Source organism: Chryseomicrobium aureum, assembly GCF_016909155.1.
GTDB lineage: Bacteria > Bacillota > Bacilli > Bacillales_A > Planococcaceae > Chryseomicrobium > Chryseomicrobium aureum.
Window position 1 is genome coordinate 14,316 of record NZ_JAFBFG010000001.1, and the last position, 25,597, is coordinate 39,912.

General features: G+C 40.7%; 25 protein-coding genes and 1 pseudogene. 15 read left to right on the forward strand and 11 right to left on the reverse strand.

Annotation, left to right across the window (positions count from 1 at the left end; genetic code table 11):
- Nucleotides 1-578 precede the first annotated feature (578 nt).
- A complete protein-coding gene (locus tag JOD03_RS00160; protein WP_204588801.1) occupies nt 579-1,460 on the reverse strand; it encodes a cation diffusion facilitator family transporter in 882 nt (293 codons plus the stop codon).
- 246 nt (nt 1,461-1,706) lie between these two features.
- Between JOD03_RS00160 and chrA the strand changes: the two genes are divergently transcribed.
- The 4 genes from chrA to JOD03_RS00180 all read left to right on the forward strand — a co-directional run bounded on the left by chrA (nt 1,707) and on the right by JOD03_RS00180 (nt 7,509).
- Nucleotides 1,707-2,861 (forward strand): chromate efflux transporter, encoded by a 1,155-nt coding sequence (gene chrA / locus JOD03_RS00165; protein WP_204588802.1) that lies wholly within the window; start codon nt 1,707-1,709, stop codon nt 2,859-2,861.
- A gap of 340 nt (nt 2,862-3,201) precedes the next feature.
- Entirely contained in the window at nt 3,202-4,938 is a 1,737-nt protein-coding gene (locus JOD03_RS00170; RefSeq protein ID WP_204588803.1) for an ABC transporter ATP-binding protein, read from the forward strand.
- 2 nt (nt 4,939-4,940) lie between these two features.
- Nucleotides 4,941-6,680, forward strand: a complete 1,740-nt coding sequence (locus tag JOD03_RS00175; protein ID WP_204588804.1) for an ABC transporter ATP-binding protein — start codon at nt 4,941-4,943, stop codon at nt 6,678-6,680.
- 58 nt (nt 6,681-6,738) lie between these two features.
- Nucleotides 6,739-7,509: a sporulation protein gene (locus JOD03_RS00180; RefSeq protein WP_204588805.1), complete on the forward strand. Its 771-nt coding sequence runs from the start codon at nt 6,739-6,741 to the stop codon at nt 7,507-7,509.
- Nucleotides 7,510-7,946: 437 nt separating this feature from the next.
- Here JOD03_RS00180 and JOD03_RS00185 read toward each other — a convergent pair whose 3' ends face one another.
- The gene (locus JOD03_RS00185) at nt 7,947-8,150 is read right to left on the reverse strand and encodes a DUF5342 family protein (RefSeq protein WP_204588806.1); all 204 of its coding nucleotides are present in this window, start codon (nt 8,148-8,150) and stop codon (nt 7,947-7,949) included.
- A 515-nt stretch (nt 8,151-8,665) separates the two neighbouring features.
- Here JOD03_RS00185 and JOD03_RS00195 point away from each other — a divergent pair.
- The 3 genes from JOD03_RS00195 to JOD03_RS00205 all read left to right on the forward strand — a co-directional run bounded on the left by JOD03_RS00195 (nt 8,666) and on the right by JOD03_RS00205 (nt 11,292).
- Nucleotides 8,666-9,811, forward strand: a complete 1,146-nt coding sequence (locus JOD03_RS00195; RefSeq protein ID WP_204588807.1) for a DUF445 domain-containing protein — start codon at nt 8,666-8,668, stop codon at nt 9,809-9,811.
- Nucleotides 9,812-9,822: 11 nt separating this feature from the next.
- Entirely contained in the window at nt 9,823-10,164 is a 342-nt protein-coding gene (locus tag JOD03_RS00200; protein WP_204588808.1) for a YlbF family regulator, read from the forward strand.
- Between the two features lie 348 nt (nt 10,165-10,512).
- Complete coding sequence (locus JOD03_RS00205) at nt 10,513-11,292, forward strand: enoyl-CoA hydratase (RefSeq protein WP_204588809.1); 780 nt, start codon at nt 10,513-10,515, stop codon at nt 11,290-11,292.
- Between the two features lie 33 nt (nt 11,293-11,325).
- On the opposite strand, the gene JOD03_RS00210 is transcribed toward JOD03_RS00205, so the two are convergent.
- On the reverse strand, nt 11,326-11,511 hold the full coding sequence (locus JOD03_RS00210; protein WP_204588810.1) for a YhzD family protein: 186 nt from the start codon (nt 11,509-11,511) through the stop codon (nt 11,326-11,328).
- An 88-nt stretch (nt 11,512-11,599) separates the two neighbouring features.
- On the opposite strand from JOD03_RS00210, the gene JOD03_RS00215 reads away from it, so the two are divergent.
- Genes JOD03_RS00215 through yhaM form a run of 3 tightly spaced genes read left to right on the forward strand, consistent with a single transcriptional unit; the run spans nt 11,600 to nt 16,076 of the window.
- Nucleotides 11,600-12,748 (forward strand): metallophosphoesterase family protein, encoded by a 1,149-nt coding sequence (locus tag JOD03_RS00215; RefSeq protein WP_204588811.1) that lies wholly within the window; start codon nt 11,600-11,602, stop codon nt 12,746-12,748.
- Complete coding sequence (locus JOD03_RS00220) at nt 12,745-15,138, forward strand: AAA family ATPase (RefSeq protein WP_204588812.1); 2,394 nt, start codon at nt 12,745-12,747, stop codon at nt 15,136-15,138. Before JOD03_RS00215 ends, JOD03_RS00220 begins: the two co-directional genes overlap by 4 nt.
- Complete coding sequence (gene yhaM, locus JOD03_RS00225) at nt 15,135-16,076, forward strand: 3'-5' exoribonuclease YhaM (protein ID WP_204588813.1); 942 nt, start codon at nt 15,135-15,137, stop codon at nt 16,074-16,076. Before JOD03_RS00220 ends, yhaM begins: the two co-directional genes overlap by 4 nt.
- 500 nt (nt 16,077-16,576) lie before the next feature.
- On the opposite strand, the gene JOD03_RS00230 is transcribed toward yhaM, so the two are convergent.
- Nucleotides 16,577-17,473, reverse strand: a complete 897-nt coding sequence (locus tag JOD03_RS00230) for a peptidylprolyl isomerase (protein ID WP_204588814.1) — start codon at nt 17,471-17,473, stop codon at nt 16,577-16,579.
- A gap of 154 nt (nt 17,474-17,627) precedes the next feature.
- Here JOD03_RS00230 and JOD03_RS00235 point away from each other — a divergent pair.
- Nucleotides 17,628-17,699 (forward strand): annotated as a pseudogene (locus tag JOD03_RS00235) (YjcZ family sporulation protein); the annotation flags it as partial.
- A gap of 36 nt (nt 17,700-17,735) precedes the next feature.
- On the opposite strand, the gene JOD03_RS00240 reads toward JOD03_RS00235, so the two are convergent.
- The 6 genes from JOD03_RS00240 to JOD03_RS00265 form a co-directional block, all read right to left on the reverse strand.
- Nucleotides 17,736-17,921 (reverse strand): hypothetical protein, encoded by a 186-nt coding sequence (locus JOD03_RS00240; protein WP_204588815.1) that lies wholly within the window; start codon nt 17,919-17,921, stop codon nt 17,736-17,738.
- Between the two features lie 59 nt (nt 17,922-17,980).
- The gene (locus JOD03_RS00245) at nt 17,981-18,523 is read right to left on the reverse strand and encodes a DUF3267 domain-containing protein (protein ID WP_204588816.1); all 543 of its coding nucleotides are present in this window, start codon (nt 18,521-18,523) and stop codon (nt 17,981-17,983) included.
- A gap of 78 nt (nt 18,524-18,601) precedes the next feature.
- Nucleotides 18,602-19,153, reverse strand: coding sequence for an HTH-type transcriptional regulator Hpr (locus JOD03_RS00250; RefSeq protein ID WP_204588817.1), 552 nt, complete (start codon nt 19,151-19,153; stop codon nt 18,602-18,604).
- A gap of 192 nt (nt 19,154-19,345) precedes the next feature.
- Nucleotides 19,346-19,720 carry a YtxH domain-containing protein gene (locus JOD03_RS00255; RefSeq protein ID WP_204588818.1) on the reverse strand — a complete coding sequence of 125 codons (375 nt, stop codon included), beginning with the start codon at nt 19,718-19,720 and terminating at the stop codon, nt 19,346-19,348.
- 121 nt (nt 19,721-19,841) lie between these two features.
- The gene (locus JOD03_RS00260) at nt 19,842-20,369 is read right to left on the reverse strand and encodes a tryptophan transporter (RefSeq protein ID WP_204588819.1); all 528 of its coding nucleotides are present in this window, start codon (nt 20,367-20,369) and stop codon (nt 19,842-19,844) included.
- Nucleotides 20,370-20,485: 116 nt separating this feature from the next.
- Nucleotides 20,486-20,905 carry an HIT family protein gene (locus tag JOD03_RS00265; RefSeq protein WP_204588820.1) on the reverse strand — a complete coding sequence of 140 codons (420 nt, stop codon included), beginning with the start codon at nt 20,903-20,905 and terminating at the stop codon, nt 20,486-20,488.
- A gap of 94 nt (nt 20,906-20,999) precedes the next feature.
- Here JOD03_RS00265 and JOD03_RS00270 point away from each other — a divergent pair, with 94 nt between their 5' ends.
- Together JOD03_RS00270 and JOD03_RS00275 are read left to right on the forward strand one after the other, a co-directional pair.
- Complete coding sequence (locus tag JOD03_RS00270; protein ID WP_239584734.1) at nt 21,000-21,743, forward strand: ABC transporter ATP-binding protein; 744 nt, start codon at nt 21,000-21,002, stop codon at nt 21,741-21,743.
- On the forward strand, nt 21,736-22,911 hold the full coding sequence (locus tag JOD03_RS00275) for an ABC transporter permease (RefSeq protein WP_204588822.1): 1,176 nt from the start codon (nt 21,736-21,738) through the stop codon (nt 22,909-22,911). Before JOD03_RS00270 ends, JOD03_RS00275 begins: the two co-directional genes overlap by 8 nt.
- On the opposite strand, the gene JOD03_RS00280 is transcribed toward JOD03_RS00275, so the two are convergent.
- Nucleotides 22,908-23,408, reverse strand: a complete 501-nt coding sequence (locus JOD03_RS00280) for an antibiotic biosynthesis monooxygenase family protein (protein ID WP_204588823.1) — start codon at nt 23,406-23,408, stop codon at nt 22,908-22,910. The two genes, JOD03_RS00275 and JOD03_RS00280, sit on opposite strands and share 4 nt — an antisense overlap.
- Before the next feature lie 175 nt (nt 23,409-23,583).
- On the opposite strand from JOD03_RS00280, the gene hemE reads away from it, so the two are divergent.
- Together hemE and hemH are read left to right on the forward strand one after the other, a co-directional pair.
- Entirely contained in the window at nt 23,584-24,636 is a 1,053-nt protein-coding gene (gene hemE, locus JOD03_RS00285; RefSeq protein ID WP_204588824.1) for a uroporphyrinogen decarboxylase, read from the forward strand.
- A gap of 7 nt (nt 24,637-24,643) precedes the next feature.
- On the forward strand, nt 24,644-25,573 hold the full coding sequence (gene hemH, locus JOD03_RS00290; protein ID WP_204588825.1) for a ferrochelatase: 930 nt from the start codon (nt 24,644-24,646) through the stop codon (nt 25,571-25,573).
- The last annotated feature ends 24 nt before the right edge of the window (nt 25,574-25,597 follow it).

Below are 25,597 nucleotides of genomic sequence, written 5' to 3' on the forward strand. Positions count from 1 at the left end.
CTCGGTCGCTAAACGAGCAAGTTCGGTCGCTAATTGGCACCAGTCGGGCGTTAATTGCGGAAGTCCTAAGCCCTTGCTAGAAAATGCCCTTAACAAATAAGCCGTTATTGGTTTACTAAAAATCTAATTCGCTTTCTTGTTTGGATGACACATATCTTTTAGGATTTACTACTAAATTTTAGTGTAATAACTTTCGATAAGAATAAAAAAACGCTACTTGCAAAGTATTGTTCTCTTTGCAAGTGGCGTTATTCAAATATGGAAAAAAGTTGAGTGCAATGGAGGGGCTGACTCCAGTGGGATTACAGTCTGCCGTGAGATCCCGCAGGAGCCTGCGACGAGGAAGCTCACGCAGCGCCCACGGAAAGCAGCCCCGCAGTGGAACTCAACGTTCTAAAGGGGTTTCGACTTTGACTGGAATCGAGTTACGCCCTCTAGACCAGTCGGCTTCACATCTAACTGGAATCGAGTTGCGCCTCCTAGAAATCCCGCAAGAAGCCATCGCGGCCTATGAAGCAAAAAACGCTTCACAGTCCACGCTGTCATCTCGCACAATTTCTGACCAGTCGGCTTCACATCTAATAATCCACCATGTCATACTCCGGCTCAATGTGAACAAGCACAATCGCATGCGGTTTGGCCTTGTGAATTTTCCGCTCGATTTCCTCCGTAATCCAATGACTCTCAATGACATTCAAATACGGATCTACTGTTACTGTCACATCAATTAATGCTTGGTTCCCATGCATCCGCCCTTTTAAATCAGGTACTTTATAAACACCGGGAGTATGAGACACAAGCACTGTCAACGTCTCCGTATCTTCACTACTGAATCCGTCAGACAACATAAACGCAGCGTCATAAAAAATCCCATAAGCCGTGTAGAGAATGATTGCACCTACAACAAGAGCAGTAATTGTATCAAGAATTGGGAAGCCAACAATTGCGCCGATGATCCCAATAGAAGCTCCGAGAGACACAAGAGCATCTGAGCGATTATCGTAAGCTGCTGCACGAAGAGCCGACGACTTAATTTTTTTCGCGAGAGCATTGTTATAGCGGTAGACTCCATACATGACAACTGCACTTCCTAGTCCTACCCATAAAGTTAAGAGAGAAGGGCTCTCTCTTACAGGATCCGCAAAACTTTGAAGAGACTGAATCACGACTTGTAAACCGATGATTGCCATAATAAATGCGGCAACTAACGACGCAATCGTTTCTGCCCGCATATGCCCGTAAGCATGTTGATCATCGGGTGGTTTCTGTGATATACGTAATCCGATTAAAACAGCCACACTTGCTATGATATCCGTAAAGTTATTGAGACCATCTGCTCGTAATGCTTCGGAATCACCGATAGTCCCCACTGTATATTTCACACTACTAAGGACTATATAGACAGCGATACTGAGCCATGCGCCTTTTTCCCCTTTGCGTAAGTTTGTATAGAGTTCCAAAATGTTTCCTCCCTACAACTCCCTATAAACGACAAAAACGACTTCCAAGGAAGTCGTTTTGAACGCATAGATTGTGTGTATAGTATAAGTACTTTCTACAGTTTATAGAGGAATAGCCTTACTGTCAAACAATCATTTGTCTTGTTACTTTCCCTATTACGAAATTGTAAAGAATTATTACTATCCATACATCTAGGCGGCTAAATTTGCTAAAATATAAGCATATTCTTATTAGTAGGAGGCACTATGGGAAATTTACGAGAAATTGCTAAGGCATCTACAAAACTCGGTTTCACTTCATTTGGAGGACCAACCGCACACATCGGGTACTTCCGAGATGAATACGTAGAAAAACGAAAGTGGTTAGATGATAAATTATATGCAGACATTGTGGCGTTATGCCAATTCTTGCCGGGTCCTGCATCATCACAGGTAGGTATCGCAATCGGAATGATGCGCGGGGGAATCTTAGGAGGAATCGTATCGTGGGCTGGTTTCACTCTGCCATCGGTTCTATTTTTGATGCTAGCTGCTTACTTTGTAGTAGGATTCGGATTTACTGATAGCGGGATAATCCAAGGATTAAAAATAGTAGCTGTAGCTATCGTAGCTCACGCATTGCTTGGAATGCAGAAGAATTTAGCACCTGATGCAACGCGAATCGCAATAGCCATTGCTGCGGCCATACTTGTCTTGTTGATTCCGACAGCGTGGGGACAAATTGGCGTGATCGTTTTGGCAGGAGTGGTCGGATACTTCTTGTTCCGCAAAGATAAGACGCTAGATGCTGTTGAATTGAAACTTTCTTTCGGAAAGCGCGCTGGAATAGTGGCTTGGGTGATATTCTTTGGCTTATTGATCGCTTTACCATTTGCACGAACATTTTCTGAAAACGTGTATCTCGGAATTCTTGATACGTATTATCGTGTAGGATCTATTGTTTTTGGTGGAGGACACGTGGTACTTCCAATGCTAGAGCGTGAAGTAGAGATGTCGAGTGACCTGTTCTTAGCGGGATACGGATTAGCACAAGCAGTACCTGGCCCCTTGTTTACACTATCTGCATTTTTAGGACAAGTGACAGCTGGAATTCCAGGAGCACTACTTGCTGTATTTGCGATGTTTTTACCATCGTTTTTATTGGTGATAGGAACTCTTCCTTTTTGGTCGATCATTCGGTCAAAACCAGGAATTCAATCTGCATTGAAAGGTGTAAATGCAGCTGTGGTAGGGATATTACTTGCTGCTCTGTATGATCCAGTTTTCACGAGTGCAGTGAAGTCTTCATTTGATTTCATTATTGTTTTAATTACTTTCACTTTACTTACAGTGTTTAAATTTTCACCCGTGAAGGTTGTGGCAGTGAGTGCTTTATTGGGCTTGTTAGTATACGGTGTTTAATCTAATTAAAAAAGTTGTTGACAGTTAAAATTTAGGTGTGCTAGTGTAAAGAGGTACTAAATAATCAGGAATGGAGGTAGGAGCAATGAAAAACGTAGTTACTATGAATCACCAGTTTAATTTGAAGTCCTACCTACTAGATATGATACATGCCGTATAACCTTTATTAAGGTATATATGCACATGTCCATTTCTATGGGCATGTGCTTTTTTGTGCTTATCAACTTCCATTATTTAGAAAAAATAGAAGGAGTGAAGTATGATGAATCGTATCATCACAGTTCGAAAATTATCAAAACCGGAGTCTCTAGAAAGTGGCTAGTGAAAGGAAGGGATATTTATGTTTAGTGTACTTGGAAAATTAAATTGGTTTTTTAAAGAGCATTGGATTCGCTATTCTGTAGCAATAACATTACTTATTATTGGAAGTGTAATAGAGGTAATACCTCCGTGGATTATAGGAGAGGCTATCGATTCTATTACTACAGGCTCATTAACAGAAAGTTCCTTAAGGGAATATGTACTCTTATTTGCAGCCATTATTTTAAGTGGGTATATCATCAACTTTATATGGCAGTATCAATTGTTTGGAGGTTCCGTCAAGATTGAACGGATTCTAAGAACACGCCTGATGTCGAAGTTTTTAGCGATGACACCAGGTTTTTACGAGAAAAACCGAACGGGAGATTTGATGGCCCGTTCTACAAACGATTTGAACGCAGTTGCTACAACGGCTGGTTTTGGCATTATGACATTAATCGATTCAACGCTCTATATGCTAGCAATTATTCTTGCAATGGGATTTTTGATCTCATGGAAGCTGACATTTTTTGCTTTACTTCCAATCCCGATTTTAGCTATTATCATGCAATATTTGGGGAAAATCATTCATGAAAAGTATATGGAAGCACAAGATGCCTTTGGTGACTTGAACGACCGAGTACTCGAATCCATTGCGGGTGTGCGTGTTATTCGCGCGTATGTGCAAGAACGTCAAGATGAGCAGAACTTTGCGGATATGAGTGACATGGTTTATGAAAAAAACATGGTCGTTGAACGGATTGATGCATTATTCGGTCCGATTACAAAAGTCGGAACTGGTATCAGTTACGTCGTTGCACTCGGATACGGAGCGCATTTGGTATCTGTTGGTGAAATGACCGTTGGAAACCTCGTAACATTTAATGTTTACTTAGGTCTTGCGATTTGGCCAATGTTTGCAATTGGAGAGCTGATCAATGTCATGCAGCGTGGGAATGCTTCACTTGATCGTGTACAAGAAACCCTGAGTACTCCTCAAGATGTTATAGAGCCTGCCAGAGCTTCTCTTGCAAAGGAACAACCAACTGTTGGTTTCCGACAAGTGGAATTTACCTACCCAACCTCAGAAGTCGTCAATTTAAAAGATGTTGAGCTTCGTGTAGAAGCGGGTCAAACATTAGGTATTGTAGGAAAGACAGGAGCTGGAAAGACCACATTTGTGAAACAGCTACTAAAAGAATATCCGATGGGCAAAGGTGCTGTAGAAATAGGTGATATTGCGATTGCTGATCAGACACGGGAAGCTGTGCTATCAAAAATCGGATACGTTCCACAAGATCACGTACTCTTTTCAAGAACGATTCGAGAGAATATCTTATTTGGAAAAGAAGACGCAACTGAGAAAGACCTGCTAGGTGCAATTCGTCTTGCTTATTTTGAAAAAGATCTTGAAAACTTGCCACGAGGACTTGAAACACTGGTTGGAGAAAAAGGGGTTTCCTTATCAGGTGGTCAAAAACAGCGTGTCTCAATTGCACGCGCGCTCATTAAAAATCCAGATATCTTAATTTTAGATGATTCACTCTCTGCAGTTGATGCGAAGACTGAATCCAAAATCATTGAAAATATTCAACAAAACCGGACTGGGAAAACTACGATTATTACCACTCACCGTTTGTCTGCTATCCAACATGCTGATCAAATTATCGTTTTAGATGATGGTGTAGTAGTAGAAAAGGGCACACACCAAGAATTACTCGCTAAAGGTGGTTGGTACCGAGAACAGTTTGATCGTCAGCAGTTAGAGGAGGTGTAGAGATGACGACCTCAAAACGACTTTATCTCTATGCATTAAAGTATAAAAAGACGATTCTTAGTGGGCTTGGCCTACTGACAATCGCTGTTATCGTGGATCTGATTGGTCCATTTATTGCAAAATATATTATTGATACACAAATTACAGCCGAGCAAATCGACTTTGTTGTCGTTGCACAGTTACTCGCAGTATTCTTCGGATTACAAATTGTTGCGGCCGTATTTCGCTACTTCATGTATATTCAGTTACAGATTGGAGCTAACCGCGTCGTCCAACATTTACGAAATGACGTATTTAAGCACATACAGCGTGTACCGGTTCATTACTTTGACCGATTACCAGCAGGAAAGATTGTGGCACGCGTAACAAATGACACGGAGGCCATTCGTAATCTATACGTACAAGTGCTTTCTCAGTTTGCGACAAGTATCATTTCGATTACTGGAGTTTATGTAGCACTATTCATTTTAGATGTACGCCTGGCCGCGATGGCGCTAGTGATTGTCCCCTTAGTTTATATTTGGATGATTCTGTACCGAAAATATGCTTCGAACTACAATCATATCGTTCGTACAAAACTGGCTGATATGAATGCGATGATTAATGAATCGATTCAAGGGATGTCAATCATCCAAGCGTTTCGTCGTGAAAAACAAATGGCTCGTGAATTCGAAGAAATGAATGAAAGTCACTTTAAGTATCAAAGCAAACTGTTAAAACTTGATTCAGCCACATCATTTAATTTAGTATTTGTGCTCCGTAACATGATGTTCCTTGGATTTATTCTTTATTTTGGAGCAGCCTCTGTAGGAGCAGAAGCAGCCGTGACGGCAGGAACACTTTACGCATTTGTCGATTACATCACACGGTTGTTCAACCCATTGACTGGAATCGTGAATCAGTTTTCACAACTAGAGCGCTCTCTCGTGGCGGGAACACGCGTATTTGAACTTCTTGATGAACCAGGAGAGCAAGTATCTGAACAACGAGTTCCTCGCTATCAAGGAAATGTCGTCGTCGAAGATGTCTGGTTTGCGTATAAAGATGAAGAGTATGTATTGAAGAATTTAAACTTCTCGGCAAACAAAGGAGAGACAGTAGCGCTTGTTGGTCATACAGGATCAGGGAAGAGTTCAATCATGAATTTATTGTTCCGTTTCTATGACCCGTCAAAAGGCAAAATTTATATAGACGGTCAAGATATGACGTCTCTTTCTCGTCAAGCAGTTCGTGAACATATGGGAATCGTACTACAAGACCCTTATCTCTTCTCGGGAACGATTGCTTCGAACATCAGCTTAGATGACCCACGTATTTCACGTCGTCAAGTGGAAGAGGCAATTGAAGCTGTTGGTGGGGACCGTGTACTGAAGAATCTAGCACTCGGTCTGGATACGCCAGTCGTTGAAAAAGGGAGTACATTGTCTTCAGGGCAACGTCAGCTGATTTCATTTGCACGTGCTTTAGCCTTCAATCCAGCTATTTTAATTTTAGATGAAGCAACGTCGAATATTGATACAGAGACTGAAGAGTTGATCCAACATGCAATGGATGTGCTGAAAAAAGGACGTACAACATTCATTATTGCGCACCGCTTATCAACCATTAAAAATGCCGACCGAATCTTAGTGCTTGATAAAGGTGAGATTGTTGAGAACGGAAATCACGACGAATTGATTGCACTTGGTGGTCAATATGAAAAAATGTATCGTCTCCAAGCCGGAACTGCCCAACTAGCGTGAAACTTTCTTATATTCTCAAACGTACTAGTAAGTAATCTAACGTAAAGGAGCGTTTCTCATGTCTTTATTCAACAAAATGTTAGCAAGTATTGGTGTAGGTTCAGCAAAAGTCGATACAGTTCTCTCGAAAGCAGTATTTCATGCAGGAGAAGTGATGGAAGGCGTGGTCAAGATTTATGGAGGGAAGACAGAGCAAAAAATTGATGCTCTATATCTAGCCGTCTATACGACCTATATTCGTGAATCAGATGATCGAAAGTTTACAGACAAAGCAATGATTCAAAAACACAAAGTTTTAGATGGATTTACACTTGCCGCGAATGAAGAAAAAGAAATTCCATTCTCATTCGTCCTTCCTTTTGATACGCCTGTCACAAAAGGGTCCACACGTGTTTGGATTCAGACAATGTTAGATATTGCCTCAGCTGTGGATCCGACTGATAAAGACTATATTCAAGTAGAACCTACCACCCTTGCCAATACGGTGTTGAAAGAGATTGAAAATCTAGGTTTCCGTTTACGTAAAGCAGAGTGTGAACAAGCATCAAGAAAATACAGAGGTGTCTATCCATTCATGCAGGAATTTGAGTACGTGCCGATGACTGGAGAGTTTTACGGAAAGTTAGATGAAGTGGAAGTGGTCTTTTTAAGTCAAACTCCTGAAAAAGCAGAGCTGCTTCTTCAAATTGATCGGAAGGCTCGCGGGTTCGGAGGTTTCTTAGCAGAAGCGATGGATCAGGACGAAACATTTGTCCCTTTGACAGTACACAAGCACGAGGCTTCTGAAATTAAGTCGCGTATCTATCAGCTTCTTCGTAAATACTCATAACAAAAAAACCAGTAGTTTCTCTTAATTAAGATTGAGAGAGCTGCTGGTTTTTTTGTACCAAGGTTTCATAGGTGCCTGTCACTCTTTACCAACTGTTTCCATTTGGTGCCTGTCACTCTTCTTCTTTTCTTGAGATACCACTTAAAATCGAAAAAAGTTTCCATAATATGACTTCGGTAGAACAAATATTGATTTGGGTAGAATAAATCATGAATAGTGTTCAATAAATCGCACATTCGTCCGATGAACGTTCGCTCAATTCTTGATATGCGGAACGCAACGTCTTGAACAGTCGGCTCCACATCTAAATGGAATCGAGTTCCGAACGCCAGAAACACGCTCCGGAATCAGCCGCACCCGTAAAGGCTGAAAAGAGCCTTCACGGGCACGTCTGATTTCCTCGGAGTTTCTAGAGCGGCGTTCTCCACATCTAAAACTCAATCATAAACATGAAAAACCATTAACTCATGGATAAAAGACTTCACTTTGTCCTCATCTTCCGGAACACCATCCAACCACTGAATCGTGCCATCCTTCTCGTAAATTCCACGATACTTTTGTTGACGATAATAAAAACTAATCTCCCACCCAGGGAGCGACTTGTTTTCAAAAAGGGATTGATAACTAAAGTGTTGTAACATAGGGACACTCCTTTCATAGCTACATTAAGTGTAGCATATTGTGTTTCTATGAGGAGGTTCGTCTATGAGTAATGAATTAGAAAAAGCGATTCGGGATGAATACCAAGCGTACTATTCCTATCGACAATTGGAACAATTGACCGAAGATCCATTTTGGAAAAAAGTAATCCGCCATATATGAGGATGAGAAGTCGCACTATGAGATGTTTCAACAATTGTATTTCTTATAAACTGGCCGCTATGTCACAGGTATTGAAAAGCCTAAGCCAATAGAATCTGTTCGGAAATTTTTACTGCAAGCATGGAAAGAGGAATTAGAAGCTGCGGACTTTTATAAAGTAATGGTACTAAAAACACCCTCGCCACAACCTTTTTGGATTGCGATGCATGACGAAATGGAACATGCCATACGCTTACCAGGATATATCCATTGGTTTGACGAGAGGTCCTGATATAGTCAGGGCCTCTCTTTTTGGTATACTATCACCTAGAGACTAAAGAAAAAGGTGAATGACATGGAAATCGTAACAACTATCGTCTTCATGGCTCTCATTGGAGCTGTCATCGGCGCATTTACAAATCACATTGCCATCAAAATGTTATTTCGACCATACGAAGCAAAATATATTGGGAAGTGGCGTGTTCCATTTACCCCAGGACTTATTCCAAAACGCAGAGAAGAACTGGCTTCTCAGCTAGGGAAACTGGTCATCCATTATTTATTGACGCCAGAACTCATCGAGAAGCGGTACTTAAACAAAGAAGTACAAGGGAGAATCCAACGTGTTGTTGAGGAACAAATTACTTCTGGTCTTGGATTTGAGACAACACCAATATCTAAGTGGCTTGAACGTGCAGAACTAAAAAATGTAACGGGTTCTGTGAAAGACTTAATTGATAGCCAAGTGGATTTTCAAGCCCTGAAAATTACGGATAAGCTTCAGACGGGCACAGTCCAAACCGTATTGCCAGTAGCTTGGCAGCTAAAAGTGGAAGCGAAGTTACCAGAGCTCACATCTGCCATTCTTCAAAAAGGAACCGACTTCATCGAATCACCAGAAGGCAATCGTACACTTAAACAATTAGTGGATGATTTTCTTGCCTCTAAAGGCACTTTTGGAAATATGATTCTTATGATGGTTGGCGATTCCAATACACTTGCGAACAAATTACAGCCAGAAATCAAGAAATTTCTAGATGCTCCTTCCACCCAAACATTGATTACAAATCTTCTTGTACAAGAATGGGACAAAATAAAAGAGCGTCCTTTAGTTGAGTTGTTGAACGGCTTTGATGCTGCACCAGTAGTAGAGCAAATCAAGGCGTATATCCATAAACAAGTCGCAATTGAGGAGCAATTGGAAAAACCAGTTACACACTTATTCCCAACAATTGGAGCAGTGGTGAGCGATTCGATTTTGCCAAAAGCTTTTGACTATACATTTAAGCGCCTGCATGCGGAACTTCCAGCCCTGTTTGAAAAGTTGAAGCTCGATCAAGTGGTAAAAGAGCAAGTGAATACCTTCCCGGTTTCGCGATTAGAGGAACTTGTGTTAGGCTTGTCTAGAAGAGAATTTAAAATGATTACAATTCTCGGAGGGGTTCTTGGAGGTCTGATTGGGGTCATTCAAGGAATTATTGCCCTCGTTATTAATAGTTAGGAGCTGTTTTGATGAACATTTATGACGATATTAACAAATTAGAGACAACATTGCGTTCAACTTCTGAAATGCAAGGAGTCAAAGAAGCAATTCAAGCCGTGAAAGACGATCAAGAAGCAAAAGAACTTTTTGAGTCGTTCCGTAAGATTCAAATGACACTACAAGAAAAGCAAGTCAAAGGGGAAGAAATCCCTGGAGAAGAGCTTGAGTACGCTCAGAAGACAGCGCAACTTGCTCAGTCAAATGAGAAGATTATGGCTATGTTAGAAGCTGAAATGAAACTTAGTCAGTTAATCGAAGAAATCAACCGTATTTTATTGAAACCAGTTCAAGAGCTATACGAGCAGTTTTAATAGACGTAAATCCAACCTCGCTTAACGGGGTTGGATTTTTTTGATGATTCAAGAAGTAGACATGGTGCCTGTCACCCTTTACCAACAGTTCCCATTTGGTGCCTGTCACTCTTCTTCTGAATAGACCTAAACAGAAAAATAGTTTCCATAATATGACTTCGGTAGAATAAATATTAATTTGGGTAGAATAAATCATGAATAGTGTAGAATAAATCTCACATTCATCCGATGAACGTTCGCTCAGTTTTAGTCCTCCAACGCAAAATTTCTGAACAGCCGGCTCCACATTTAATAAAAAAAGGACTTTTACAAAAGCTGTCGAATAGATACTAGGGGAGGGGAATCACAATGACATACGAAACACTAAAAATCGATCAAACAGGTGAAGTCCTGACAGTCACGCTCAATCGACCAGAGGCACTAAATTCTATGAATGGACAAATGATTGATGAACTAACAAATTTTTTTACAGACCTACATAACGATACAACATCAAAAGTTGTCGTTTTAAAAGGGGAAGGTCGTGCATTTTCAGCAGGTGGAGATATCAAAGCGATGCTTGCAAATGATGGGTCGTTCGACATTGGGGATATCATGAGTAAACTTGAAAAGTTAGCTCTCGCGTATTACACGCTACCAAAACTTACAATTGCGGCTGTTCACGGAGCAGCAGCGGGATTAGGGTTCAGTCTCGTATTGGCGAGCGATTTTATTTTAGCTGAAAAATCAGCAAAACTAGCCATGAACTTTATAGGCATTGCACTTGTTCCGGATGGAGGAGGCCACTTCTTCTTAAAAGAGCGAGTGGGTGTACCAAAAGCGAAGCAGATTATTTGGGAAGGCAAGATGATGACGGGTCAACAAGCTCACGAAGCTACACTTGTCGATCAAGTAGTAGAAGATGGTCATCTTCAGGCGACCCTGGATCACTTTACAAACCAGCTAACAGCATCTCCAGTTCAAGCTATGCTAGAGTCTAAGAAGATTTTACATGGAATTAAAACTAAAGAGTTGCAACAAGTTCTTGCAGGTGAAGCAGCTGCTCAGACAGCTATGCGTTCTGCAGCGGATCATCTAGAAGGCATCGATGCTTTTGTAAACAAGCGCAAACCACAATTCAATCAATAAAAAATAGCCGCTCTCTCAGGAGGCGGCTATCTTCTATACATGGAATAAAATTAACTTTCCAGAAGTATTGACTAAGCGATGCGTCGTTTCCCCGTATCCTAGTTCTTCAATACGCGATTCCCCTTGACGTTTCGCTTCTTCATCTGAAGCGTATTCCCATTTTTCTTCCGCTAAAAGTTTCCCCGTTTTTTCAAACGCAGTAAAAGTGTACGTATGCATGTGCTTCTTCCCCTTTCTCTCTACTATCAGTATACAGAAAAATCCCATATGATATAATAGAACAAATATTCGATTTAAGGAGTAGACTATGGTAATCCGATTCTTTCATGCAGCAGATCTTCATCTAGAGAGTCCTTTTGCAAAAATTCAAAGCATGCCGGAACACTGGCAACAACGCATCCGAAATGCATCGTTTGGCGCATTTGATTCCTTCGTCCAAGATGCTATTACGAATAAGCCGGACTTTATCCTACTTGCAGGAGATATTTACGATGGTGAAACCCGTAGTTTACGCGCACAAGCCTATTTTAAGAAAGCTATGGAAACACTTGCACAGTACGATATTCCGGTTTATATCATTCATGGAAATCACGATCATTTGGCAGGGAATTGGACGCGTTTTAAGCTTCCGCCAAATGTGACTATATTTGGTGAAACTCCTGAATCGTATGAACTCGAAATAGATGGACAAGTTGTTCAAATTAGTGGGTTCAGTTATCCACGACGTCATCTTCCTGAAAGTTATATTGAAAAGTATCCACCAAGAAAATCCTATGCAGATTATGCGATTGGCTTGCTTCATGGAAGTGAGCAAACACAACAAGAACATGATGTATACGCACCGTTTACACTAGAGCAACTTCGCCAAACTTCCTATGATTATTGGGCTCTCGGCCACATCCATAAGAGGCAACAACTTAGCACAAAACCAGCAATTGCGTACGCAGGGACTTTACAAGGTCGCAATCGAAAAGAGCAGGGAGTTCAAGGCTATTATCATGTCGAACTATCAAACGGTGAGCCTACCATTACATTTCAGAAGGCTTCACAAGTTGTATTTGACGAAATTGAAGTTGTATTCGAATCGACAGCGTCAATTGATCACTTCCAAGAACAACTAATCAAAGCGCTGGAGCCGAAAACGGATCACATTTATACATTAGTACAAGTGACTATAAAGACTCCGAAAGAAGACTGGATGCTGACGACGAACGAAAACGAACTGCGAGAATTTATACTAGAGCAGGTGAATCAAACAATTCAAACTGTTTATATTACTCATCTAAACCTGCATTGGACTACTGAACTGGACCCAGCATTTCAACAGTTGATGAATCAGTTTGCTTTACCAACGATTCCTACAGCTATGCAACAAGTACTTGATTCATCTACTTTAGAAGATCAAGTGAAAGAGCGAATGCACGCCATTCTTACTGATCGGAGTGGTGGTCAATGAAACTTCTCGAAGTCCATCTTTATGGATTTGGCAAACATGTTGATCGTACATTTTCATTTTCAACACAAACAGTGGTTGTAGGGAACAATGAAACAGGGAAGAGTTCTCTTTATGAAGCGATTCTGCAAATCTTCTTCGGATTTCCGACTCGTGCGTCTGCGAATCGTTTAGAACCTAAATTTGGAGTTCGGTATGGTGGCTGGGTGAAAATTGAGTTACAGGACAAGCTATATCAAATTGAGCGCGTGGAAGGGAAGTCCTCTGGAGTAGTTACTGTTACTGAAAATGGCATCTACTACGGAGGCGAAGAAGAACTACGGAGTTTACTTAAAGGATTAACAAGAGAACAAGCAGAATCTGTCTACGCTTTTCACCTTTTTGACTTGCAGCAAATTCACCAACTTTCTCAAGAAGACCTGACAGAACTTTTTTTTGCTAGTGGAACGACAGGTACGAATCCCTATGCGGTGTTAAATAAAGACGCAGCGAAAGAATTACAAGCGCTCTATAAACCAGGTGGAAAGAAACCGCACATCAATCGCCAGTTAGAAGAATTGCGTGATTTAGAGAACCAACTCGTGAAAGGGTTGGAACAAGAGCGGTATTATGCAGAACTTACACAGCAACAACAGCAAGTAGAGAATCGTCTAGGTGAGGTTCGAAATGAAATTCGACTTACAAAACAGCAGATTTTTGAAGCGGAAGAACAGCAGATGTTGCATCCACTATTTGAGGAATATGAAATGTTGCTCCACGTTACAAATGAGAGAGTCGACGTCTCCCAAACCGACCAAGACGACGTTCGGGAACTCTCGAATCGCATTTTGGATCTCACGCAAAAAGAAACGACGCTTTTGAGTACTTCCGTTGATGCTAATCAGTTGCATGAAAAAGAACGGGAAATTGAAGAGTTAGAATTGATTTTAGCTGATGAGACGTCTTGGAGGGAAGTGCACAGTAAAATTGCCGAATTAGAAGAGCAACTTGAAGGTATCGTCCGCGAACAACAACCTGCACTTGCAGCTTTAGCAATAGACCCATTCGACTTGGAAACAAAACTGGAAGGGTACGATTTGTCTTATCAAAAAGAACAACAACTGGATACATTACTCAAACCCACGTCTAATTGGGACAATACGAAATATAAGTTTCTTTTACTGACAGCTGGAGCTTTTGTCGTGCTTGGATTTGTGACGGATTGGCTATTCTTCTATCTTCTCTCACTAGTTCTCATTGTAGCTGGAATCGTTGTGCCTTCTCGATTTAGTGATGTGGAGAGCGATAAAGCAGACAATTTCTTAAAAGAGTACGGTGTAAAGCCAACAGGAAATTATAGAGCGCGAGATATTTTCGATCAACTACGCAAGTTGCAACAGCTGCAGCTAAGTTACCGACAAATCGAAGAGCGTTTAACTAGCACACTACTTGAACGTGCAAAAATTGCGGCAAAGTTTCCTCAACATGCACAATCTGAATCCGTATTCCAAGAGGCTAGAAGACGACTTACAAAGCTTCATGAAGACTATCGCCTTTTGAAAGTGCGAGAAGCTGAACATATGTATACTGTGGAGCAGAGAAAAAAAGCTCAGAAGGCTAAACAAGTAGTAGAGGCGCAGTTACAAACGATCTATGAAAAGTATAGCGTTCCTAGTAGAGATGCTTTCGACACCTTAGTCAAAGATGCACAAGAAACCGCCAAAAAGATGGAGCGGCTTCAAGAATTGAAACGTCGATTGCATGGCAAAGCTCGAAAAGATTTTGACAATGCAAAGCTCATCGTTGAACTGGATCGTTTAGAATCGGAACAGACAGAACTTACACGATCTGTTGTCACAATCGAACAACAGATTGATCAGCTAGTGAGTGATGAACAAAGAGCCAAATTGCTTCAACAGATCGAAGCAAAAAAAGGACAGCTAGAAGAACTGGTCATCGACTATCTTGCGTGGCAAGGAATAGCATCAAGTATAGAAGCACACTATGAGCATTATCAAAAAGATGTCTTTCCAGCCACTATTCAGCGAGCTAGTGAGCTGTTTGCTCGGTTTACTGCAAGTGCCTACAAATCATTAGGTTATAGCGAGAACCGATTTGTAGCAGTATCAAAAGATGGTACGCTTTTCGAGATGAAAGAGCTGAGCCAAGCTACGAAAGAACAAGCCTATTTAGCGCTACGATTCGCACTTGCAGAAGAACTATCAAAAGAAAAACCATTTGTTATTTTGATGGATGATCCATTTGTCCATTTTGATGCGATTCGTTTTCAACAAGTGGTACAATGGTTGATGAGTGAGGAGAATCAATTGCCTTATCTATATTTCACATGCCGCGATGAGTGGCTGTCTCCACACAAAGTGCTGCATATGGAGACTGAAAGGAGCAAATCATGAAGGGGATTACAACACTTCGAGTAGGCGATCCAGTCGATCACTATTTACTAATAAAGCAGAGTACTGTTGGAGTTACAACAGTTGGAAAACCATTTATGTCTCTTGTATTGCAAGATAAAAGTGGGGATATTGAGGCGAAACTTTGGGACACGACAGATGAACATGCCCGTCTTTATGGAGCGCAAAAAATCGTTCGTGTAGGCGGCGAAATCCACGACTACCGTGGAAAGTTACAACTGCGTGTTAAGAGTATCCGTCCTGTAAAAGATGAAGAAGGGATCACAATTACAGATCTTGTACCATCAGCAGAAAAGTCTAAGGAAGAGTTAATGAATGAATTGACTCCATATATTTTCGAGATGACAAATCCAACCATTCAACGTCTTACGCGTCATCTTTTGAAAAAACATCACCTCGCATTCACAACGTATCCAGCTGCTACCCGAAATCACCATGACTATGCAACAGGGTTACTGGACCATGTCGTGTCGATGTTACGTCTTGGCAAATCGTTAACGGAGTTATACCCGAGCCTTAATAAAGATTTATTGTATTCAGGTATTTTACTACACGATGTAGGAAAGGTCATTGAACTTTCTGGGCCTGTAGCGACAAGCTATACAATAGAAGGAAATTTGCTAGGACATATTTCAATCATGGTAAATGAGATTGCGATGGCTGCAAAAGAATTGGAAATCGAAGGGGAAGAAGTCATGCTTCTTCAACACATGGTGCTATCTCACCACGGCAAAGAAGAGTGGGGAAGCCCGAAACGTCCGATGCTTCGTGAGGCTGAAATTCTGCATTATATTGATAATATAGATGCGAAGATGGCGATGTTAAATCGTGCGCTTGAAAAAACAACGCCAGGTGAATTCTCAGAACGCCTATTCCCGCTCGAGAACCGTTCATTCTACCGACCTACGTTTGATATTTAGATGTGGAGCCGACTGATCAGAAATTTTGCGAGATGACAGCGTAGACTTTGAAGGCGAAGTATACTTGAGAAATCCAGATTCACCTTCCGACGATTGCTTTCAAGATCAAATTAAGAAAGAAAAGGACTGGGGCCGCTCGATTCGAGCGGCCCCAGCGCGGTTCTTCTTAGTTTGCCCTTACGCAATCTTCTACAGTTGAATCAGGCTAGTTCAAGTGCTTGTTGAGATGAAGTTGTGACCTGCAAGTTTAAGATTCGGCTTCGCCTCTATATAATAATTGAAATAACCTTTATAGCTACAACTGACATTAGTAGTGCCAGGCTGTGCTAACGCAAGGCCTGATTTAACAATCTATAGAACACAGTTTAGGACAGCGAGTCTTATGGTGATGAAAGGTGACAGACACCATTTGTAACTCAATCTCTGGCACTACCTCCTCTTGTCGATTGAGACTGCACTAGAAAAAAACTCCGATCACATGCTGATCGGAGTTTTTTGTATTATTCGTTTGTTTCTTCTTCTTCAGCTGGAGCCTCGTAATCTAAGAAGTTTGCTAATGCGCCTTCAAGCTCTTCGTCTTGAATTTCAACATTTGCATCTTTCATTAGTTGTGCAACTGTACCGAATAAAGCAGATGAATCTGCTTTCGCAATTTTCACTTCACGCTCTAACTCTTCACGCATATCCTCGAAAGATTCTTCCGTTTCACGCTTTTCAATTACTTCAATGATATGGAAACCAAAATCAGACTGAACAGGTTCACTAATAACGCCAGGCTCTAAAGAAAACGCTGCTTCTTCAAATTCTGGAACCATTGCACCGCGACCAAACCAACCTAAATCGCCACCAGAAGTTTGAGCTTGTGGCTCAGTTGAATACTCAGCAGCAAGTGCAGCAAAGTCTTCGCCTGCATCAAGCTTTTCTTTCACTTCGTTTGCAGTAGCTTCATCTTCTACTAAGATGTGACGAGCATTTACTTCTGTTTTAATCTCATCGTATTTCGCTTGAATTTCTTCTTCTGTTGCCTCAACACCATCAATTAGTGCTTCTTCTTGAAGAAGATTCAATTTAAGAAACTTTTTATAAGACTCTTCTGTATAGCCTTGTTGAGCGATGAATGCATCAAAGTTTTCACCTTGTTCTTCTTTGTCCGCAGCTAAGGCCGCTTCTACTTGCTCATCGGATACATCGTATTCAGCATCAAGAGTTTTTTCAATCATTAACAATTGAAGTGCTTGATCACCGATAGATGCTTTCATTTCATTGTACAAATCATTTTGAGTAATATCGCCATATTCAGAGCTTACAACCACAGGTGATGAAGCTTCTTCGTCTGAGCATGCGCCTAAAGTAAAGATTGAGGCTGCCAGAGCAGTTGTCATTAATGTTTTTTTCATTTTGGTATCTCTCCTAACTAGATTCAGACAATGCTTACTATAACATAAACGTTTAAAAAACAAAATAGTTCCATATTTGCCTACGGACTCACAGAGACATCCGCATACTGTAAAGGACAAGGAGGTGATTGTAATGGGTCATAGCTATTAAAACGGCTCAGGCTTTTCCTTGATTGTCGTTCTTTTCATTCTTCTTATTATTGTCGGCGCAACATCCTTAATGTAACAAAAAAGAACGGATGCCATTTGGCGTCCGTTCCATCTATACTGCATATGTTATTTTTACATAAAGTGAAACAAATAATAGAGTAATACAAATATTTACCATTCGGAATACTTTTGTCTGCTTCTCTTCTGATAGTTCGCGAGACGTGACAAATGCAAGTGCCATTCGATTTATTTGAAAGAAATAGAAGGCGGCAAATCCAAGTAGTGCCAAAATAATCATACTGTGACTCCCTTCGTGAACACTTTCATCATAGCAAAACAACGAGTTGCTAGCAATAGTTACGTACGAGGAGAGACGAGGATCTCATAACCATCCTCAATTTCTTCAATCCAAGCCTTCTTAGGTGAACGAATTAACTCTTTTACATAAATCAAGTCAATGACACACATGCCACAATGGTATGCAAAAAGTAAGATGAAGTAGTGAGCGAACTCTGGGAATATATAGATTCCTAGTAAAAACACAGTGGATAGCACTAAAAACGGCAATAACAATGCAAAAATGAATCGACTTTTTCCAATCGGTTCACAAATTTTAATCATAAACATTGGAATCACACCGAAGTGCATAGATTTTTTTAATTTCACACGCCCATTTAAACGAGAGAGGGGAATGTAATGCAACAACTTGTGCACAGGATATACTGCTAAAAATGAAGCAACAAAGATGATGAAATATTCACTAGAACGCGTGCTTTCACTTACAAAAGACAGGCCAATATATGCGAATGAAAAAATCAAGAAAACAATAAAAGATGAAATTAAAAACAAACGGTCATAGCCGTACTGACGGCGGATATTAATGCTTTTCCAGCATTGCATGTAAAACACCCCTAAACTGATAGTTCAAGAGTTTACAATACGATGTTTCACCAATTAATTCAAGAGGGAAATTGTAAATTATTTGATGGCGCTTTCATCTTTTTCGTCAAAATCGAATTCATGTTCAATATTTGCAAGTGATCGTTCGAAAATATCCATGAAATCATCCCCGTAAATATTGCGTATGACTGCCATCATATCCATAAATTCTGGGAAGCGACCATAAAGTTGTTTGATAGGAAGAGAACCTTCAATGACTGAATGGGAAGTATTGTGATAATTTTCATACATTTCTTCTAACAAGTTTGCGCCTTTTTCTGTAACGGTTACATAAGTGTTACGCTTATCGTCCTCTCTTTTTGAAAAAGCTAAAAGTTCACGTTGCTCCAACTTTTTCGAGAAGTTAAATGCCGTAGAAACATGCATCACACCGAACTTCGCTATATCAGAAATTGTGGCACCTTTTAAATGATAAGCAATCCACAAAATATGGTGCTCATTGATATTCAAGTCGTATGGTTTGATCCAAGTTTGCCAATCTTTTTCAACAGCTTTCCAGAGTGCTTTTGACAATTGACCAAGTCGCTGACTAAAAATCATTGCTTCTTTTAGAGAATAATTTTCTGACATAGGGTTCGCCACCTTTTCTTATTGGATTGGGAAGAAGACTTTATGCATTTGGCTATGTAGTGAGTGGATTCTGTAGTTCTTTCTAGTATAACAACTGAGAGGAAGAAACGGAAATATAGGAGTATAATATTATGACAATAAAAATAAAAAGCATCTTCTCTTATTAAAAGAAAGAGAAAATGCTTTTTGATGTCAACCAGCCTTATCGGATTTTTTTGCCGGTAATGCTTGCTGAATTTCATCCATTGATTTTTGAATGGCCTCAAGGTCTTGTTGAATTTTTGCTTGAATGGGTGCAGTTTCTCGTTGCCACGTATCCACGCTTTCCTTCATTCCTTGTAAAGCATCCGGTGCCACTTCTTTCGCTGACGTGATCAATTGTTGCAATGCAGTTTTCATTTCTTGAAAATGTGTCTTTACCTCATTTAAATCGTATTTAACAGTGGTTGAAGTAGCACGAAGCTGACTACGCACTTCAGGCCCGCTTTTAGGAGCAGATAATAAAACGGCTGTCGCTGAAACGGCAGCACCTGTAAGTAGGCCCCAAACAAAACGACTTTTATCCATGGAATGTCCCCGCCTTCCAAACTATGTAGTTGTTTAAAGTATACCAACATACCTATGTATATAAACATAATACCATATGAATTAAAAAACCCTCCACCGTATACGGGGGAGGGAGTACGTATTATGAATTAGCTACAGATGTTCGCAAAGTTGAACGTTTCAATGTCTGCTGAACAATCGGATAGATGACCACAAATGCAATTGTATTTAATGCAATAGCTGGCAGAACGACACCAAGATACAGTGCTCCGAATGGAACGTCCGCGCCCATAATGAAAATTGCACTTGCTAAGAAAATTGCTCCTGAAAGTGCTGTTCCTAAAGCTGTGATAACTGCTTGCGCGGCAAGCTTTTTAGCGAATCCTTGAATAGCGACTGCAACTGCGAAAAACACTAATGCTGTAATGAATTTGTCGATTACGTTTGGTAGGAAGCCTCCTGGGAATGTTGTAAATAATCCAGAAAGAATTCCAGTTGCAAGACCGACTACTATTGTATGTTTAAGATTTAAAGAAAGTAAAATCGTGATGAACATCATCGTAAGTAGAAAATCGGGCTTCATTCCTCCGTTAATCCCTGGGATCACAAGGTATAAAACAGTCCCTACTCCTAATAACATTGCGGATAATACTAAGTTTTTTGTATTCATTTTTTTCTCTCCTCTGCTATGTCTAAACTCGTACTCTCCTTGTATGCACTCATTGCTACAAGCGAAAGCTTATTGATTAGTATACAACATTCATCTAATAGTGCAATAGATAGAGTTTATATATTTTCAGATAATTCAGTAGCAAGTGCCTGAATCTTCTCGAGTGGGTATTCTTTTTCTTTCGTTCTCCATGTTGCTTTAAATCCATCTGTCTCATCATAACGAGGAATTAAGTGTAAATGGAAATGAAAAACGCTTTGTCCTGCAGGAGCTCCATTATTGTTTAATAGGTTCATTCCTGCCGGATGGAAGGTTTTTTTCAAAGCTGTCGCAAGTTTTGGGACCACTCGAAAGAGATTTGCTGCTTGTTCTTCTGAAAGGTCGTAAACAGATTCTTTATGTTCTTTTGGAATCACAAGAATATGGCCTTTAGTAAGCGGCATAATGTCCATAAAAACAAATACATGGTCATCTTCATAAATCTTCGTACTCGGGATTTCACCAGAAATTAATTTGCAAAAAATACAATCTGACATCGTGAACACTCCTTTTCGTATGACTAGTTGTAGTTTACCATATGCTAGAATGAGATAGAGCAAGATGCTAAATTGAAATGTGAAAGGGGTCACTTTGATGTCACTCTTAAAATTAGATAAAGTAACGGGCGGCTATTCCAAAAAAGCAGTTATCCATAACATTTCCTTTACTGTTGAACCGGGGGAACTGGTCGGACTGATTGGCTTGAACGGAGCAGGGAAAAGTACAACGATTAAACACATTATCGGATTATTACAACCTCATTCGGGTGAGATATCCATCAATGGTCATACGATTTCAACGCAATCGGAAGCCTACCGTAAATCATTCACATACATTCCTGAAACACCTGTATTATATGATGATTTAACACTGCAAGAACATCTTGAGTTAGTTGCCCTTGCTTATGAGATTGATGAAGACCAAGCAAAACAGCGAGTGGACGCTTTATTAGAAGAGTTTCGTATGCAAAAGCGATTAAAATGGTTCCCTACGCATTTTTCTAAGGGAATGAAACAAAAAGTGATGATTATGTCTGCTTTCATGGCGAATCCTGCACTCTATATTATTGATGAACCGTTTGTAGGTCTTGATCCACTAGCAATTCGAGCTCTTTTAAATCAACTTGAAACGCGCAAACAAAATGGAGCGGGTATTCTTATGACGACACACGTTTTAGCAACTGCTGAAAAGTATTGCGATAAATTGATTCTTCTGCACAACGGAAAAATTCGAGCAGCAGGTACGATGGAGGATTTACGAAAAGCTCTAGGAATGCCCGGGGCGAGTCTGGATGACTTGTATATTGCGATGACTGAGGAGCAAGAGTATGCGTAATTTACAGTCACTTTATGGCCAACGCTTTCAAAGCTACTTCCTCGATATCCAAAAGTACATGCAATTTATTATTTCCGGTCACATCGCAATCGTTCTATTATTTGTTATCGGTGCAGCAGGTTACTCCTATAGCGAGTGGTTGAAAACTCCGCCTGAAGGGTTTCCTGTATTTTTGGTAGCGGCTAGTTTATTAATGCTCGTTGTCGTGCCTAATCGGCCCGCCTTGTTATTAAAGCAAGCCGATCACTATTATTTACTTCCAATGGAAAGTAAACTACTGTTCTATTTGAAACCTGCTTTGCGTTGGTCAGTCACCATTGTCGTCATTCGTGCACTCGTCGTAACAGTCGTGTTACTACCATTGCTTACGCGTGTCGGTGAACTCGAAACGTCTATGCTTCTTGCTCTAGGGGGAGTGGTGGTAGCGGCGAGTTACTGGAATGTGCACACGAAATTTCATGTACTATGGGGTAGACCGGATGCTTTGCTATTAGATTTTTTCGTACGTGCACTCCTGTTGTTTGGTATTTTTTATTTTCTACTCGTGGGCAATCTAGTATTGTTCATTGCTTGTTTGGGACTAGCCGGAGGATACTTCCTCGCTACGAAGAAAATGGCTATGACTCCATTCCCGTTTGATCGAATGATTGATTTTGAACAACAACGGATGCAACGCTTCTATCAATTTGCAAATTATTTTACTGAAGTGCCACATGTACGCAGTAAAGTATCCCGCAGAGCGTGGGCAGATGGGATTTTGACGAAAAAAGATTTACACAGCTTCTTAATCACCCGAAGCTTCATCCGTAAAGATGAATTGTTTTATATGTGGATACGCCTTGCCCTGTTAGTAATTGTATTCCCATTTCTTTCATTTTCGTATGTGGTGGCAGGTTTGATGGTCGTTTTTACATTTGCGATTGCAATCCAAACGTACCAAGGCCTGTTGTTTAACCAATTGTTTCGGATGGATATGTTATATCCGCAACCACATCTCACAAGGTCACAAGCTGTCAGCCGTTTTGTGCGAATTGTGAGTTATAGTCCACTGGCAATCAGCCTTCTTGTTGCACTGTCGCAACATCCTCCAATTTTTTGGGGGCTTGGGGCACTTGCAGCTGTGGTGTCTGTAGAATGGTATTTACTACGTAAAAAGAAGCAGCCTTAATCGGCTGCTTCTTCGTCGTTTTTCGTACGGTACGTTTGTGTATAAGGTGAACTTGTGAAAATGTTTTGTTTTGCTGCCAACGTCTCGAGTGACGTAAGGTGGCGGTCTGCCCATTGTTTATAACTTGAAGGACCTGACCACTGGGAAAGAATCAAATATGTGTCGGCTTTTTTAGGGCGCAATATTCGAAGCGCAAACAATCCAGGTTCATTCGTCACACCTTGCATCATTTGCTGAGCAGCATGTTCAAACACTGGCCTTCCTTCATCTGTAACAGGAATGTGGTAGAAGTAAAAGTAACCTTTCTCTTCAAAAGTGCCGTGACTCGCAAGTACTTCGTATGAACGAGGTGTTTGAAATTTTGTTTTGCCAGTTGTTTCATGAATGAGAAGTGTACCGGATGAGCCGTATAAAACGTGCATCGATTCCGAACTGTATTTCTCCTGAAGCTTTATCATAAATTCTGGTGTTCCGGACGTTGTGTAAAAATTAGTCATATTTGTACCCCCTGTGGCTAGTTTTACTTAAGTATTTCCCATTGTTCACAATTTGAAAACACTTTCGCTTGATAGAAAGGCAATTCTATGACATTTTGCCTCGAAATCTATACAATAGATGAGAGAAGTTCTAAAGTAGTAGATAGACTAATTGTGTAGGGAAGGAAAGACTTCAATGAAAATTACAAATGACACGCTATTGCGTGCAGCACGTGGCGAAAAAGTAGAGCATACACCGGTGTGGTTTATGCGACAAGCTGGCCGATCGCAGCCCGAATATCGTGAAATCAAGAAGAAGTATTCGTTAGAAGAAATTACGCGTCAACCTGAGCTTTGTGCATACGTCACAAAACTTCCTGTAGATAACTACAACGTAGATGCAGCGATTTTGTACAAAGACATCGTGACACCACTTCCTGGTATGGGTGTAGATGTTGAAATCAAAGCGGGTATCGGACCAGTCATCTCCAATCCGATTCGCTCTGTGGCGGATGTTGAGAACCTTCAACAGTTTGATCCGGAGACGCATGTACCGTTCGTGTTAGAAACAATTGAAATGCTAACAAAAGAACAGCTGACAGTGCCTTTAATCGGATTTGCGGGTGCACCATTTACACTGGCAAGTTATATGATTGAAGGTGGACCTTCAAAAAGCTACAACAAAACAAAAGCATTTATGGTCAGTGAACCACAAGCTTGGTACGCACTGATGGAAAAGCTTGCGGATATGATCATCATCGATATTAAAGCGCAAGTAAAAGCGGGTGCTAGTGCCGTTCAAATCTTCGACTCATGGGTAGGGGCATTGAATGTAGAAGATTATCGTCTTTACATTAAACCTGTTATGACACGTATCTTTACGGAGTTACGTGAAACAGGTGTGCCACTGATTACATTCGGAGTTGGCGCAAGTCACTTGGCTAACGAATGGCATGATCTACCGGTCGATGTTGTAGGACTTGACTGGAGATTATCCATTGAAGAAGCCCGTCAGCGCGGGATTACAAAAACAGTTCAAGGAAACTTGGATCCATCGTACTTGATCGGCTCTTGGGATGAAGTTGAAAAACGAGCACGACGTATCGTAGAGCAAGGGGTTGCTCATCCTGGCCATATCTTCAATTTAGGCCACGGTGTATTCCCAGAAGTTGATCCAGACGTTTTAAAGCGACTAACAGATTTAGTTCACACATATAGCCGTGAATTGATCTCCCAAAAATCGAATTGAGGTGTCTTTGATGAAGAAAAAAGTTGGATTACTAGTCATGGCGTATGGCACGCCTTATACAGAAGCAGATATTGAGCGTTATTACACGCATATTCGTCACGGGCGTAAGCCGAGTGAAGAGGCGCTAAACGACTTAACAGAACGTTACCGTGCGATTGGTGGTATTTCTCCTTTAGCAAAAATTACAGAAGACCAAGCAAAAGCAATTCATGAAAAAATGAATGCTTCACAAGATGAAGTAGACTACGTATTATACATTGGGTTGAAGCACATCGAACCATTCGTAGAAGATGCAGTGGAAGCAATGGCAAAAGACGGTATTAAAGAAGCCGTGTCAATTGTATTAGCACCTCACTTCTCGACATTCTCTATCAAGTCATACAATGGCCGCGCAAAAGAAGAAGCGGATAAATATGGCATTGCTATCAAATCTGTAGAAAGTTGGTACGATGAGCCAAAATTCATCGAGTACTGGAATCAAAAAATTTCAGAAACGTTCAATGCGATGTCTGAAGAAGAGCGCACGAAAGCTGTTTTAGTCGTGTCTGCCCACTCGCTACCTGAAAAAATCTTGGCAAATGGTGACCCATACGCGCAGCAACTTGAAGAAACAGCACGCTTGATTCAACAAGCAACAGGTGTTGAGAATGTTGAAGTCGGCTGGCAATCGGCTGGACAAACTCCTGAGCCATGGATTGGACCAGATGTTCAAGATTTAACAGAAGAGCTCTATGAAGAAAAAGGTTACCGAAGCTTCGTCTACACGCCGGTTGGTTTTGTAGCGGATCACTTAGAAGTTCTTTATGATAACGACTACGAATGTAAAGTTGTTTGTGATCGATTAAACGCAAATTACTACCGTCCAGAAATGCCAAACACGCATCCTCTATTTATTGAAGCGGCAGTTGATGCAGTAAATAAAGTGTTAGCAAAGTAATCTGAAACAGGAAGAGATGAATGA

What these genes read in the sequence shown, in the direction of transcription:
- JOD03_RS00280 (WP_204588823.1), bottom strand. Translation starts at nt 23,408, where the DNA reads ATGACTAATTTTTACACAACGTCCGGAACACCAGAATTTATGATAAAG.
- yhaM (WP_204588813.1), top strand. Translation starts at nt 15,135, where the DNA reads ATGAAGGGGATTACAACACTTCGAGTAGGCGATCCAGTCGATCACTAT.
- JOD03_RS00245 (WP_204588816.1), bottom strand. Translation starts at nt 18,523, where the DNA reads ATGCAATGCTGGAAAAGCATTAATATCCGCCGTCAGTACGGCTATGAC.
- JOD03_RS00275 (WP_204588822.1), top strand. Translation starts at nt 21,736, where the DNA reads ATGCGTAATTTACAGTCACTTTATGGCCAACGCTTTCAAAGCTACTTC.
- JOD03_RS00210 (WP_204588810.1), bottom strand. Translation starts at nt 11,511, where the DNA reads ATGCATACGTACACTTTTACTGCGTTTGAAAAAACGGGGAAACTTTTA.
- JOD03_RS00195 (WP_204588807.1), top strand. Translation starts at nt 8,666, where the DNA reads ATGGAAATCGTAACAACTATCGTCTTCATGGCTCTCATTGGAGCTGTC.
- JOD03_RS00255 (WP_204588818.1), bottom strand. Translation starts at nt 19,720, where the DNA reads ATGGATAAAAGTCGTTTTGTTTGGGGCCTACTTACAGGTGCTGCCGTT.
- JOD03_RS00250 (WP_204588817.1), bottom strand. Translation starts at nt 19,153, where the DNA reads ATGTCAGAAAATTATTCTCTAAAAGAAGCAATGATTTTTAGTCAGCGA.
- hemE (WP_204588824.1), top strand. Translation starts at nt 23,584, where the DNA reads ATGAAAATTACAAATGACACGCTATTGCGTGCAGCACGTGGCGAAAAA.
- JOD03_RS00180 (WP_204588805.1), top strand. Translation starts at nt 6,739, where the DNA reads ATGTCTTTATTCAACAAAATGTTAGCAAGTATTGGTGTAGGTTCAGCA.
- JOD03_RS00170 (WP_204588803.1), top strand. Translation starts at nt 3,202, where the DNA reads ATGTTTAGTGTACTTGGAAAATTAAATTGGTTTTTTAAAGAGCATTGG.
- JOD03_RS00185 (WP_204588806.1), bottom strand. Translation starts at nt 8,150, where the DNA reads ATGTTACAACACTTTAGTTATCAATCCCTTTTTGAAAACAAGTCGCTC.
- JOD03_RS00175 (WP_204588804.1), top strand. Translation starts at nt 4,941, where the DNA reads ATGACGACCTCAAAACGACTTTATCTCTATGCATTAAAGTATAAAAAG.
- JOD03_RS00205 (WP_204588809.1), top strand. Translation starts at nt 10,513, where the DNA reads ATGACATACGAAACACTAAAAATCGATCAAACAGGTGAAGTCCTGACA.
- JOD03_RS00230 (WP_204588814.1), bottom strand. Translation starts at nt 17,473, where the DNA reads ATGAAAAAAACATTAATGACAACTGCTCTGGCAGCCTCAATCTTTACT.
- JOD03_RS00240 (WP_204588815.1), bottom strand. Translation starts at nt 17,921, where the DNA reads ATGATTATTTTGGCACTACTTGGATTTGCCGCCTTCTATTTCTTTCAA.
- JOD03_RS00220 (WP_204588812.1), top strand. Translation starts at nt 12,745, where the DNA reads ATGAAACTTCTCGAAGTCCATCTTTATGGATTTGGCAAACATGTTGAT.
- JOD03_RS00260 (WP_204588819.1), bottom strand. Translation starts at nt 20,369, where the DNA reads ATGAATACAAAAAACTTAGTATTATCCGCAATGTTATTAGGAGTAGGG.
- chrA (WP_204588802.1), top strand. Translation starts at nt 1,707, where the DNA reads ATGGGAAATTTACGAGAAATTGCTAAGGCATCTACAAAACTCGGTTTC.
- JOD03_RS00200 (WP_204588808.1), top strand. Translation starts at nt 9,823, where the DNA reads ATGAACATTTATGACGATATTAACAAATTAGAGACAACATTGCGTTCA.
- JOD03_RS00215 (WP_204588811.1), top strand. Translation starts at nt 11,600, where the DNA reads ATGGTAATCCGATTCTTTCATGCAGCAGATCTTCATCTAGAGAGTCCT.
- JOD03_RS00265 (WP_204588820.1), bottom strand. Translation starts at nt 20,905, where the DNA reads ATGTCAGATTGTATTTTTTGCAAATTAATTTCTGGTGAAATCCCGAGT.